This window comes from Phytomonospora endophytica, assembly GCF_014202425.1.
Classification (GTDB): domain Bacteria; phylum Actinomycetota; class Actinomycetes; order Mycobacteriales; family Micromonosporaceae; genus Phytomonospora; species Phytomonospora endophytica.
This window is the reverse complement of sequence record NZ_JACHGT010000027.1, coordinates 75,532-87,945: the sequence shown is the minus strand read 5'-3', so window position 1 is coordinate 87,945 and position 12,414 is coordinate 75,532. Positions and strand designations below refer to the sequence as shown.

Sequence of the window (12,414 nt, the reverse complement as noted above, 5' to 3'; positions counted from 1 at the left end):
AGCCCCAGAACCTTCGTGTTGCACCAATCCCTGGCCGAAGCGACGGAGACACACGCAAGTGGATCGAGGGGACCAGTCGCGCTACGCGCGACAGAGCCAAGACCCACCCCCAGAGTCACGGTCATCGTCCCCACCCCCCGGATGGCGAAAAGTAGGCTGCCCAAGGTCAGCGCGAGCGCGGGTGCGGTCCCCACCGGCCGACAGGACACACGACCAGCGCGAGCACGATGATCCCGAGCCACCCCCACCCCGGGTGTATGAACTGTCCTATGACGCGAGTGACCATCGACCTCGACCACGAAGACCCCCCACCCCCACCACCGCGCCGCTGGCCGGTCGCGCTGTTCTTAGTCGCCGGTCTCCTGGCGGTGGGGGCCGTGTTCCTCACGCGACCGGCGGAGGAACCGGTCGAGCCGCCCGGCCCCCTCGACGTCCCGGCGTTGTGGGCGGCGACGGTGCCCGACGGGTCGGGGCGGGCGCTGGCCGCCCGCGTCGTCGGCGAGTCGGTCCTCGTCGTCGGCGAGCACGGCGTGGTCGCCTACGGCAGGAAGGGCGGCGGCGAGGTCTGGCGCCGGAGTCTGTCCGGTGACGTGACGTCGGCGTCGGCCTGGCAGCACGTGCGTGTCGCCGATGGCGTGGTGGTCGTCGACGACCCGGCGGGTTACGTGGTCGTGGACGTCGCGACGGGCTCCGTGCGCTTCACGATCCGGCCCGATGGCGAGGCGGCCGGGGCCGTCGTCCTGCCCGACCGCGTCGTCGTCTTCGGCTGCGACGGGGGCGACTGCACGGCCACCGCGACCGGCCTCGACGGCACCGCGCTGTGGCGTGCCGAACGCGACGCCACACCACTTCTCCCCGAGCCCGTCTCCTCGCGGCATCAGACCGTCGCGGTGGCCAACCCGGCGCCGATCGTGCCCGAGCCCGGCGGCGGCCTCTTCCTGTGGCGCGACGGCGGCGAGCGCACCGCCGTCGACCTCGCGACCGGTACCGAACTCGGCACCTGGGCCGCCTCCGAGGGCGCCGACCTGCGCGTCTACGGCGGGCACGTCGTCGACGTCGGCCTCAGCCACACCCTCCGCTGCCTGAACCCGGCCACCGGCGAGACCTTGTGGACGCGCGCGACCCTCTCCGAGCCGGGCGAGTCGGGGCCCGTCACCCTCGTCGACGGCCACTTCCTCGACAGCGCCGATTCCGCCAACCACGACTCCCCCGGCTACTACCAGCTCATCGATCCCGCGACCGGCGACATCCCCTCGACGCCCACGGCCGCCGGCCGCCGCATCCTCGCCGTTCACACCGGACTCGCCGTCGGACTCGACCCGGTCACCGCCGAGTTGACCGCCGTCCGTCCCCGCGACTCCGTCTACTGGCGCGCGACGCTGAGAACCGAAGGACCCGAGACCTTCGGGTTCGTCACGACCGGCTTCCTCACCGGCGACGGCTGGCTCGCCGTCGGCGACGTCCGCGGCGGCCTCTGGTACATCGAACTCGCCACCGGCGCGGTCGGGAACACCCCGGGCGGCGAGGTCATCGGCCTCGACGACGGTGCCCTGATCTCCGCCGACAGCACGCGTCACCGCGTGGAGCTGCGCGAACTGGGCTTGCGTTAACCGCTCGCGATCATGATCAACACTGGTTAGCCTGCCGAAGTGAACACGCACATCACCACCCTCGCCGAACGACCCGAACTCGCCGACACGGTCTGGAACATGCCGGACTCGTGGCCGGAGTTCATGGACCACGACCCGGTCGCCTGGTCGCTGTTCGGGCCGGTCACCGCGGCCCACCGGGAGTTCGCGGTCGTCGCGACCGACGAGGGTGGTGCCGTCGTCGGGCACGGCCACAGCGTGCCCTTCTCGCGGGCCGTCGGCGGTCGCGGCGGGGAGCTGCCCGACACCGGGTGGGACCAGGTGCTGATGTGGGCGAACTCCGACCTGCGCAAGGGCGTCGAGCCCGACACGGTCAGCGCCGTCGAGATCAGCGTGCACCCCGAGCACCAGGGCAAGGGCTTGTCGGGGCTGCTGGTGAAGGCCTTGCGCGACAACGCCCGCGCGAAGGGATTCAGCGAGATGCTGGCCCCCGTACGCCCGAGCGCGAAGCATCTCGAACCGCACACGCCCATGGCCGAGTACGCCTTCCGCACCCGCGACGACGGCCTGCCCGCCGACCCGTGGCTGCGCGTGCATGTACGCGCGGGCGGGAAGATCGACAAGGTCGCGCCCGCGTCGATGGTGATTCCCGGGTCGCTGGCGCAATGGCGCGAGTGGACCGGTCTGGCCTTCGACGCCGACGGGCCCGTCGAGCTGCCGTTCGCGTTGTCGCCGGTTCATTGCGACACGACGCAGGCGTGCGCGGTGTACGTGGAACCGAACGTGTGGGTGCGGCACGCGCTCTGAGCGCCCGGAATGTCTACTGAGGACAGCGGGTCGTCACGGACTTCGAGACTCTGGGACGACCGCGTGCACGGGGCACACGGTTCGAACTCCGAGAGGGGGTCGGCATGAGCGTGATCGCCAAGCTGACCGACCGGGTCATCGACAAACTCGTCCGCAAAGCGAAGGCGGACGCCGGAGGATGCACGACGCGGCAGTGTCCCGGGAGGCCCGGCTGCTACCAGACGTGCTGTCCGCATCCGTGCAACAACAACTGCTTCTGCTGAGTGAAGACGCCTCTCCATTGAGGTGAAGACGCCCGTCCGGCTCGCCCGGGCGGGCGTTCTCGGTGTGGGTGACGGCGTCGGTCACCGTGTCAGGAGCGGTGTCAGAACGATGGCGGGACCGTGACAGGCGGGCCGCCGATAGTTGCGGACATGACGAACAACGACACGCTCTCCGCCCAGTCCAAGACCACCATCCGCACCGCCGCCCAGGGGGCCGTCGCGCTGATCGCCTACGCGGGCGTCGCCGGTTCGCCGCACAAGATCGCGACGCACGGCAGCCTCGCCTACGGGTCCGCGACCGGACTCGTCGGCCACGTCCTCGCGCCGAAGAAGAACGATGTCAAGCTCGACTACTCCTCCGCCGCCGCGCTCGCCGACCAGACACTGCCGGCGCTGGCCGACTCGGTGCGGATCCTGCGGGAGCAGGCGCCGGACGAGGTCGACAACTTCCGCAGCACCATCAACGTCGCCGTCCAGGCCGCCGCCCAGGCCGGTCGCGGCGAGGTCAGCCCGCCCGTCGCCGAGATGCTCCGCAAGATCGAAGGGGCGCTCGACGCCGCCTGACCCGGACTGAAGCTCCGCCCCCGACCGAGGCCCCCGCGACGCGGGGGCCTCGAACTCTTGGTCCGGGGTCCCTCGCGGTCGGCGTGATCTCCAGGTTCTCGCGGAGGAGCGGGAGCACGCGATCGGGTCGTCGTGTCCCGCCGAACCGGACGTCGCGTCCCCGGTCTTGGACTCCTCGAACGCGCCCAAGGCTCAGGCCGAGTTCACCCACTCATCGCTTCCGTCGGCGAAGTGCTGGTGCTTCCACACCGGCAGCCTCGCCTTGACCTCGTCCACCAGCGCGGCACAGGCCGCGAAGACCTCGGCCCGGTGCGGGCCCGACACCGCCGCGACCAACGCGGCGTCCCCGATCGCCAGCGCCCCCACGCGATGCGTCACCGCCACGTGCGTGATCCCGGGCCGGGCGGCGATATCGGCGGCGACCTCCTCCACCACCTTCGCGGCACTGGGGTGGGCCTCGTAGACCAGGGCGGCCACGGACTTGCCGCCGTCGTGATCCCGCACGACACCGGCGAAGGACACCACGGCACCGGCGGTCGCGTCGGCGACCATCTCCTCGTGCGTGGCCACGTCGATCGGCTCGCTCGTCACGGCGGCGTGGATCATGACGGGATCCGCACGAATCCGACCTGCTGCCCCGCCGATCCGTGCTCACCGGGCGGAATGATGGCGAAGCCGTCGGCGGCGGCCAGCCCTCGCAGCATCGCCGACCCGGCGTGCGGCAGCGGGTAGGCCTTGCGCCCGTTGATCTTCACCAGCGACAGGTGCGTGTAGTCGCCGCGTCCGGCGATGTCGGCTCCGAGCTCCACGGTGGACGTCGCCGGGAAGTCGCGACCGGACAAGCCCGCCAGCAGCGGCAGTACGAGCGAGACCACCGCGACGATGGCCGACTGCGGATTGCCGGGCAGCCCCACGACGAACCTGTCGCCGGGCAGGGCCGCCACCAGCATCGGGAACCCGGGCCGCACCGCCACGGTGTTCACCACGTAGGAGGCCCCCAGCTCGGCGAGCGCGGGATGCAGATGGTCGACGGGCCCGTGCATGGTGCCGCCGGTGGTGCAGACGACGTCGGCGTCGTCGAGGGCGGCGCGCAGGGCGGAGACGTGGGCTTCGAGGGTGTCGTCGATCGGTCCCCGGGGCCGGAATCCGGGCACGGGCTCGGCGCCGGCGTGCGCGAGCATCGAGGGCAGGGACGGCCCGAGGGCGTCGCGGACGCGGCCGTGTCCGGGCGGTCCGGTGACGGCGAGTTCGTCGCCGAAGATGAGCAGCGCGGCACGGGGTTTGGGCCGCACGGAGATCAGGTCGTGGCCGCAGGAGGCGGCGAGCCCGATGACGCCGGGTGTGACGGGGTGCCCTTCGGGCAGCAGTTCCTCTCCGGATCCGGCCTCTTCGCCGATCTCGCGGACGTCGACGCGTGGTCCGGGGATGTTCTCGACCGAGACGTGCCCGTCGGCGACGGTGGCGTTCTCGACGCGGATGAGCCGTTCGGTGCGCTCGGGAACCATGGCGCCCGTGGCGATCTCGACGGCGGTGCCGTCGCGCAGTTCGCCCGGTTCGCCGCCGGCGAGGACGCGCCCGGACAGTCGCCAGGGCCCTTCGCCGCGGACGGCGTAACCGTCCACACTGGACGTCGGGAAGGCGGGCAGCGGGGTGAGGGTGCGCAGGGCCTCGGCGAGGGTGGCGCCGTCGGCCTGGCCGATCGGGTAGCGCACGGGCAGGAGCTTCGCGAGGAGTCCGGCCTCGTAGGTCGTGCGCCGGGCGGCGGCCCAGTCGAGCGGGGCACTGCCCGGTTGGGAGCGTTGCTGCTGCCTCATGAGGATTCCTTGTCTCGCGGGGCGTGGTCGCCGCCGCCGATCTGGTCGACCGCGTGTCCGAGCAGTGGCCCGAGGACGGCGAGGCCGTCCTTGGCGCCGCCGCGCGAACCGGGCAGATTGACGATGAGGGTGCGCCCGGCGACACCGGCGAGCCCACGGGAGAGAGCGGCGGCGGGGATCCTGGCGTATCCGTACGCGCGCAACGCTTCGGCGATCCCGGGCACCTCGCGGTCGAGCACCCGCCGGGTCATCTCGGGGGTGCGGTCGGTGGGCGTCAGACCGGTGCCGCCTGAGGTGAGCACCACGTCCACTGTGGAGCGTACAGCCGCCTGGAGGGCGTCGTGCACGGGTTCCCCGTCGGGCACCACGAGCGGTTCTTCGACAGTGAAACCCAGCTCCCGCAGGCCTTCGACGAGCAGCGGGCCGGAGGTGTCGGTGTACACGCCGGCCGCGGCCCGGTTCGACGCGACTATCACGCGGGCGGTGCGGGTCACCGGTCGCGCTCCCAGTGGCCGGTCTTGCCGCCTTCCTTCGACAGCACGCGCACCTCGTCGAGGGACGCGGCCGGGTCGACGGCCTTGATCATGTCGATGAGGGTGAGCCCGGCGGTCGCCACCGAGGTGAGCGCCTCCATCTCGACACCCGTGCGGTCGGCCGTGCGGGCGGTGCACAGGATCTCGATGCGGTCGCCCTCGCAGGTCAGTTCCACGGTCACGCCGTGCAGCGCGATCGGGTGGCACAGCGGGATCAGGTCCGGGGTGCGTTTGGCGCCCATGATCCCGGCGATCCGGGCGACGGCGAGCGCGTCGCCTTTGGGGAGCGCGCCGTCGCGCAGCAGGTCGACGACCTGCCGCGTGGTGCGCACGACCCCTGCCGCACGCGCGGTGCGGGCGCCCGGCTCCTTGCCGGAGACGTCCACCATGCGCGCCGCGCCGGTGTCGTCGACGTGGGTCAGCCTGTCCGTGGTCACCCTGCGAGGGTAGTCGCCGGGGGTGACCTTCGGGGCCGGACGGGGTTGCGTGAGGGGCCCCGTCGGCTCATCATCTGAAGTCATGACAACGGGGGAAGCACGTCCAAAAGAAGACTCGATCGTTCCGTTACGCAAGAACCGCGACTTCCAGATCCTCTGGTCGGCGCAGGCGATGTCGGGCCTGGGCAGCACGGTCTCGGGCATCGCGTACCCGCTGCTGATCCTCGCCCTCACCGGCAGCGCCACCTACGCCGGTCTCATGGGCACCCTCGAAATGGTGTTCCTGCTGCTGGCGACGCTTCCGGCGGGTGTGTTCGCCGACCGCTTCGACCGCCGCAGGATCATGATCGGCTGCGACCTCGTCCGCGCGGTGGTCCTCGGCGGGATGGTCGTACTCGTCATGACCGACCGTGCCTCGATCTGGATGATCCTCGTCGCCGGCTCGCTGACCTCGATCGGCGACGGCCTGTTCAGCCCGGCGGCGGGCGGTGCCCTGAAACAGCTCGTCCCGGCCTCCCAACTCGCCGCCGCCGCTGCCGCCAGGGAAGGCCGCAACGCCGCCGCGGCGATGGTCGGCCCGCCGCTGGCGGGCGTGCTGTTCACCGTCGGGCGGGCGATCCCGTTCCTGTTCGACGCGGTGTCCTACCTCGCCGGGGCGATCGCGCTGCTGTTCATCCGCCGCCCGTTCCAGCGCGAGCGGGGCACCGAGCACGCCGAACCGATGTGGAAGGGCGCCACGGCCGGTTTCGTCTTCATCTACGGCGAGCCCGTACTGCGCGCCCTGATGGGCTGGGCGGTGCTGATGAACATGGCCTTCGCCGGGGTGCCGTTGGTGCTGATCGCGCACGCGGCCAAGACCGGTGCGAACTCCGCGCTGACCGGCCTGATGATCACCCTGCTCGGCGCGGGCGTCCTGCTCGGATCCTTCGCCGCGACATGGCTGGTCAAGGTTCTGCGGCCGAGCCAGGTGGTGCACCTGAGCGCCGCGGCCCTGCCGATCGGGCTGACCGCGGCGATCTTCATCCCGTCGCCGATCGTGCAGGGCATCGTGTTCGGCGTTGTCGTGTTCATGATCCCGCCGGGGAACGCGCTGCTCGGCGGATACATGGGCGCCATCGTCCCCGACCATCTCCAGGGCCGGGTCAACGCCGCGATGAGCATAGCCGCGATGGGCCTGAAACCCCTGGGACCGATCGCCTTCGGCATCGTCTTCGACCATTTCGGCACCGGCTGGGCCTTCGCCGCCGCCGCGGCGGTCACGCTGTTGGCGGGACTGTTTACCCTCGACCGCGACGTCCGGCACATGCGGCGTCCCGAGGAGTTGGCGGTGGAGTAGGGATGTGGGTGTACTTCGGCGGCCGGGAGGCCGTCCTCGGCGGGGCCCGTGAGCGGGCGATGCGGTCCATCGAGGTCGGCGTCGCCGAGTGGATGGACGGCCGGATCAGCCACCTCGTGGTCGGTGAGAACGACCGCAAGCGCGCCTACGTCGAGTACAGCGAGAACAACGACGTCCCGATGATCACGCCCGCGGAGTTCCTGGAGAAACTCGACGCGATCGAGGCCGCGCGGCCCTCGCCCGGGCCGGCCGAGGCGCCCGGTCCACCGAACTCCGCGTTCGGGAAAGGCCTGTGGCTGCTGCCGATGGTCACCGCCGGTGTGGCCACGCCGTTCTCCTTCGCGCACCTGGCGACGAAGAAGGGCACGTGGCTTCACGCCGTGTGGGGCGTGCTCTACGGGTTCGCCACCGGCTTCGGGTTCTACGCCGTCGTCGAAGGCGGCGACATGACCGCGCCCGGCGTCGCGGCGGTCGTGCTGTCGGCGTTCGCCGGGGGCGTGCACTTCGCGCTCGCCGAGGCCCGGGCGCGCCGAACGGCCGAGGCGTGAGGGTCTACGTCGAGGGCTGGGACACGTCGGCGAACGAGGCCCGGCGGCTGGCGAAGTCGGCGGGCATCGAACTGGCCGCCCGCATGGACGGCGACATCACGCACATGGTCGTCGGGTACGGCGTGCGCATGAAGGCCGCGCACCACGAGTTCTCGGTGTCGAGCGGCGTCCCGCTGCTCAGCCCCGACGAGTTCCGGGCCCTGGTCACCGGCGACGCCGGCGAAACCCGCCCCCTCGGCGAGATCAAGACCGGGCCGCCGGAAGCCGAACCCGTCGCCCGCTCCCGGCACTGGACCGGACCGCGCGAACACCGCGGCCACGGCCCCGCCTTCGACCACGGCATGTGGGTGTTCCCGCTGTTCACCTGCGGCATCGCGACCCCGTTCATGTTCGCCTACCGGGGCGCGAAGACCGGCTCCTGGTGGACCGCGCTGTGGGGAGTGCTCTACGGCTTCCTCGTCGGCTTCGGCGTCATGGCGATCGGTGCGGGCGAGCCGATGGCGATCTACGGGACGGCCGCCTTCGCGGTGTCGACCCTCGCGGGGACCTTCCACGTCGCGATGGCGTTCAGGACGCCAAGGAACTCCTGACCGGAACCGTCAGGGGCCGCTCCGGCTGCGCTTCCAGGCACGGCTTCGTGCCCGTTCGTCGTTGGGGGCGACTACGTCGGCTGCCTACAGTGGATGGTGACCGGCCGTCGGTCGCGGCACGGTCTCCCGACCGCGGATGCCGAGGGCGCCCATGGACCCGGATCGTTTCGACGCCTTGAACCTGACGGTCGCCCTCGTCGCGCTCGCGGTCTCACTACTCGGCACCCGCATCGCCTGGATGCAGTACGCGCTGCAACGCGGCCCACTCGGGCGTATCGCGAGGTTGCGGCGACTGTGGATATGGGCCTCGATCGTGGCCGTTCTCCTTCTCGGCGGCTGGGGTGTGCTGGCGTTCTTCGGATCCGCACGTGTCCCCTGGCTACGAAGCACGACCATGTCCTGGGCGGCCCTGACAGCCCTGCTCCTCCTCGGCTCCCTCACCTTCGTCAGGTACCGGCACCTCCGCCATGCCCCACCGACCACCGTCGAGGCCGTCACCAACCCCTCGCCGGCCCCACTCGAAAGCGACGCCGAAGCCGTCATCGGGATTGCCGCGGTCGGTCTGCACACGCACCCGCCGGTCCACGCCTCCCGGGTCACCTGGCCCCACCTGCAAGGACGACTCCCACAGTCGGCGGGCTCCCTGCTCCAACGCCCCACCGACACCTCGCTCAGCACCGGGCCGTCGAACGGCACCACCGTCCTCGTCGGCATGGCGGGGGTCGGCAAATCCCAGATCGCCGCCACCTACGCGCGCCGAAAGTGGACGGACCACACCCTCGACCTGCTCATCTGGATTCCCGCCTCGACCCGAAACGACATCCTCGCGGCCTACACCCGCGCCGCCGCCGACATCACCGGAGTCGAGGACATCGACTCCGGAGCCGCCGCCGAACGCCTCCTCGGCTGGCTCGCGAAACCCCACGGCAGACGCTGGCTCATCGTCTTCGACGACGTCTCGACACCCGGTGACCTCACCGGACTGTGGCCGCCCGACAGCCCTCAAGGCCGCGTCCTCGTCACCACCCGCCGTCGAGAGTCGGCCTGGGAAGGGCCCGGCCGCGACCTCCTCGACGTGGTCGTGTTCACTCCCGCGGAAGCCTCGGCCTATCTCAAGGGCAAACTCGTCACCGCGCGCAGACTCGCCGCGGCCGCCGAAATGGCCACCGACCTGGGACACCTGCCGCTCGCGCTCGCCCAGGCCGTCGCGTACATCGAAGATCTCGACCTCACCTGCGCCCGCTACCGCAAACGCTTCGCCAACCGCCACAAACGGCTCGCCGAACTCGTCCCTGAACACGACGCACTGCCCGACGAGCACATCGCGTCCATCGCCACGACCTGGTCACTGTCCATCGAGCTCGCCGACAGGCTGCGGCCGACAGGAGTGGCCCGGCCACTGCTGGAGCTGGCCTCTCTGCTCGACTCGCACGGCGCGCCGATCGAACTCTTCACCGGCTTGGCGATCAACCGCGCGGCGGCCGGGGACCGGGAAGGACAGAATCCCTTCGACGCCGAGGACATCGGCGATGCCCTGCGAAACCTCCACCGGCTGCACCTCGCCGACGTGGGGAACGGCTCGGTCCGCGTGCACTCCCTGGTGCAACGCGTCGTCCGCGAACAACTCACCACCGCCGACGTCGATCGTCTCGCCTTGACGGCGGCCGACGCGCTCACGGCGCTCTGGCCGGACGACGAGACACGTCCCGAGGAGACGCAGTCGCTGCGGATCAACACCGTCGCCCTCCACCACCACACCGGCGACGCGCTGCTCTCACCACGCGCGCACGGCGTGCTGTTCCGGGCCGGCCGCAGCTTCGGCGAGGCCGGGCAGTACGACGCGGTGATCCACTACTACAAGGTCCTCGACACCCATGTCCGCAACGTGCTGGGCCCCCACCACGTCCAGAGCCTCACCACCCGAGCCAACCTGGCCCTCTGGCGTGGGCGATCGGGCGACGTGGCGGCGGCCGTCAAAGAACTGGCGCTCATCGCCGGCGACCAGACCGCCCTCCTCGGCGCCGACCATCAGAACACGCTCCTCAGCCGTGTCGCTCTCGCTCACTGGCGAGGCGTGAACGGCGACGCGAGCGGAGCCGTCACCGCCCTGGAACTCGTACTCGACGACATGCGCAGGGTGCTCGGTCCCGAAAGCCGGCACACCCTGGCATGCCGCTCGCATCTGGCCGACTGGCTGGGCAGAACCGGGAGGACCGAGGCCGCGCTGGCCGCGTTCACCGGAATCCTCGCCGACCAGATCAAGGTCTACGGGCCCGACTATCGGTACACGATGGCCACCCGAGACAACGTCGCCCTGTGGCTCGGCAGGTCAGGGGACATCAAGGGGGCCGTTTCCGCCTATGAGGCCCTGGTCGCCGACCAGACCCGGCTCCACGGCACCGACCAGTACTACACGCTCATCAACCGCGCCAGTCTGGCGGGATGGCGCGGCAAGGCCGGGGATCCCGTCGCCGCGGTCCGGGAGTACGAGGAGGTCCTCGACGACCAGCGGCGGGTACTCGGCCCCGATCACCCGTCGACCCGCGCGACGAGGGCGAGCCTGGCGAAATGGCGGAAGGCGAGCGGATCCCCCGAGATCGCGATAGCCGAACTCGAACTGCTGCTCGCCGACCAGATCCGCATCGACGGCGACGATCACCCGCGAACCTTCAAGACGCGCGCCGACCTGGCCTCGTTCTACGGCGGCAACGGCGAGGTCGACCGTGCCCTGAAGATGCTGCGGGAACTCCACGCCGCGCAGACCAGACTCCATGGGCCCGATCAGCTCGTCAACATCCAGACGAGCGCGAGCATCGCCCACTTCGCCGAACAGAAGGGTGAACCGAAGGAGGCCATCGCGGCTTTCGAGGCCCTTCTCGCCGAACGGAGCCGCATGTCGGGCCCGACGGACCCGCGAACTCTGGGCACCAGGATCAAGCTCGCCTACTGGCAGCGTCGGGGCGGTGACACCGCGAAGGCCGCCATGACGCTGGCCGAGCTCCTCACGTACCAACTGGACGCCTTCGGCGCCGAACACGACGATCCCCGCCGAACCTCCACCCGCCTCGCGGGGTGGTGCAGGAGCATCGAGAACGCCGGAGACGCGCTGGAACCGTACCGGCATCTCCTGATCGGGCAGGCCCGGATTCTCGGCCCCGAGGACGAGAGGGTCATCCAGACCGGCGCGCGACTGTCCCGGTTGTGCGAGGTGAACAACGACCCCCAACGGTCTCTCGACCTGTATCTGGCGATCGTCCAGGACCGGGAACGGCACTTCGGGGCGGACCATCCGCACACGCTCGTGGCCCGTCGCGGCGTCGCCAAGAGGTGGGGACTCGTCGGTCAACCCCGCAAGGCACGAGATCTGTTCCGTCGCGTTCGAGACGACCAGCTGCGCGTCCTCGGGCCATCCGCGCAGGCCCTGCCCAAGTCCAGCATGGGCGTGCTGCGCTGGAGTTTCGTGCTCGGCGAGCTCGCCGGGGTCCTCGACGCCTACGAGATCACACTGGACGATCACGTGCGCGTTTTCGGGGCCGATCACGTCCGGACGCTGGCCGTGCGAACGGCATGCGCGCGCTGGCTCGCCGAGCGAGGCGAGGTCGGCCTGGCCGCCCCGATGCTTCGAGCGCTACTCCGCGACCAGCTCCGGCTTTTCGGAGCCGACAACCCGCACGCTTTCGGCACCCGCACCGCCCTGGCCCACCTCCTCGCCGCGAGTGAGCCGGAGAGTGCCCGCGCCCTGCTCGAAGGCGTCCTCGCCGACCGCGTCCGTGTCCAGGGCGCGAATCATCGAGAGACCGTCGCGCTGCGCACCGAACTCGACGGCCGTGCCGACGCCGCGTGAGAACGCCTCCCGGTCGCCGCTGTCGGGACGTGATCGGGCCAACAGCCGAATCCAGGTGGCCCGTCGGCGAATTCCTGACCGGAACTGTC

The 12,414-nt window shown here is 70.9% G+C and carries 11 protein-coding genes; 7 read left to right on the top strand and 4 right to left on the bottom strand.

What is annotated here, in order from left to right; genetic code table 11:
• The first annotated feature begins 269 nt into the window (after window positions 1-269).
• From HNR73_RS38515 to HNR73_RS38505, 3 genes are all read left to right on the top strand, one after another.
• Complete coding sequence (locus HNR73_RS38515; RefSeq protein ID WP_184793030.1) at window positions 270-1,610, top strand: outer membrane protein assembly factor BamB family protein; 1,341 nt, start codon at window positions 270-272, stop codon at window positions 1,608-1,610.
• A gap of 39 nt (window positions 1,611-1,649) precedes the next feature.
• Window positions 1,650-2,396 carry a GNAT family N-acetyltransferase gene (locus HNR73_RS38510; RefSeq protein ID WP_184793029.1) on the top strand — a complete coding sequence of 249 codons (747 nt, stop codon included), beginning with the start codon at window positions 1,650-1,652 and terminating at the stop codon, window positions 2,394-2,396.
• A 413-nt stretch (window positions 2,397-2,809) separates the two neighbouring features.
• Entirely contained in the window at window positions 2,810-3,223 is a 414-nt protein-coding gene (locus HNR73_RS38505) for a hypothetical protein (protein WP_184793028.1), read from the top strand.
• A gap of 192 nt (window positions 3,224-3,415) precedes the next feature.
• Here HNR73_RS38505 and HNR73_RS38500 read toward each other — a convergent pair whose 3' ends face one another.
• Genes HNR73_RS38500 through moaC form a run of 4 tightly spaced genes read right to left on the bottom strand, consistent with a single transcriptional unit; the run spans window position 3,416 to window position 5,959 of the window.
• Window positions 3,416-3,829, bottom strand: coding sequence for a molybdenum cofactor biosynthesis protein MoaE (locus HNR73_RS38500; RefSeq protein WP_184793027.1), 414 nt, complete (start codon window positions 3,827-3,829; stop codon window positions 3,416-3,418).
• Window positions 3,826-5,037: a molybdopterin molybdotransferase MoeA gene (locus tag HNR73_RS38495; RefSeq protein ID WP_184793026.1), complete on the bottom strand. Its 1,212-nt coding sequence runs from the start codon at window positions 5,035-5,037 to the stop codon at window positions 3,826-3,828. The genes HNR73_RS38500 and HNR73_RS38495 overlap by 4 nt, the downstream gene beginning before the upstream one ends.
• The gene (locus HNR73_RS38490; RefSeq protein WP_184793025.1) at window positions 5,034-5,531 is read right to left on the bottom strand and encodes a MogA/MoaB family molybdenum cofactor biosynthesis protein; all 498 of its coding nucleotides are present in this window, start codon (window positions 5,529-5,531) and stop codon (window positions 5,034-5,036) included. The genes HNR73_RS38495 and HNR73_RS38490 overlap by 4 nt, the downstream gene beginning before the upstream one ends.
• Window positions 5,528-5,959 (bottom strand): cyclic pyranopterin monophosphate synthase MoaC, encoded by a 432-nt coding sequence (gene moaC, locus HNR73_RS38485; RefSeq protein WP_239122387.1) that lies wholly within the window; start codon window positions 5,957-5,959, stop codon window positions 5,528-5,530. The genes HNR73_RS38490 and moaC overlap by 4 nt, the downstream gene beginning before the upstream one ends.
• Window positions 5,960-6,089: 130 nt before the next feature.
• Between moaC and HNR73_RS38480 the strand changes: the two genes are divergently transcribed.
• From HNR73_RS38480 to HNR73_RS38465, 4 genes are all read left to right on the top strand, one after another.
• Window positions 6,090-7,343 (top strand): MFS transporter, encoded by a 1,254-nt coding sequence (locus HNR73_RS38480; RefSeq protein WP_184793023.1) that lies wholly within the window; start codon window positions 6,090-6,092, stop codon window positions 7,341-7,343.
• A 2-nt stretch (window positions 7,344-7,345) separates the two neighbouring features.
• Window positions 7,346-7,891, top strand: a complete 546-nt coding sequence (locus HNR73_RS38475; RefSeq protein WP_184793022.1) for a hypothetical protein — start codon at window positions 7,346-7,348, stop codon at window positions 7,889-7,891.
• On the top strand, window positions 7,888-8,481 hold the full coding sequence (locus HNR73_RS38470) for a hypothetical protein (RefSeq protein ID WP_184793021.1): 594 nt from the start codon (window positions 7,888-7,890) through the stop codon (window positions 8,479-8,481). The genes HNR73_RS38475 and HNR73_RS38470 overlap by 4 nt, the downstream gene beginning before the upstream one ends.
• Window positions 8,482-8,632: 151 nt before the next feature.
• Window positions 8,633-12,325, top strand: coding sequence for a tetratricopeptide repeat protein (locus tag HNR73_RS38465; protein WP_203686952.1), 3,693 nt, complete (start codon window positions 8,633-8,635; stop codon window positions 12,323-12,325).
• The last annotated feature ends 89 nt before the right edge of the window (window positions 12,326-12,414 follow it).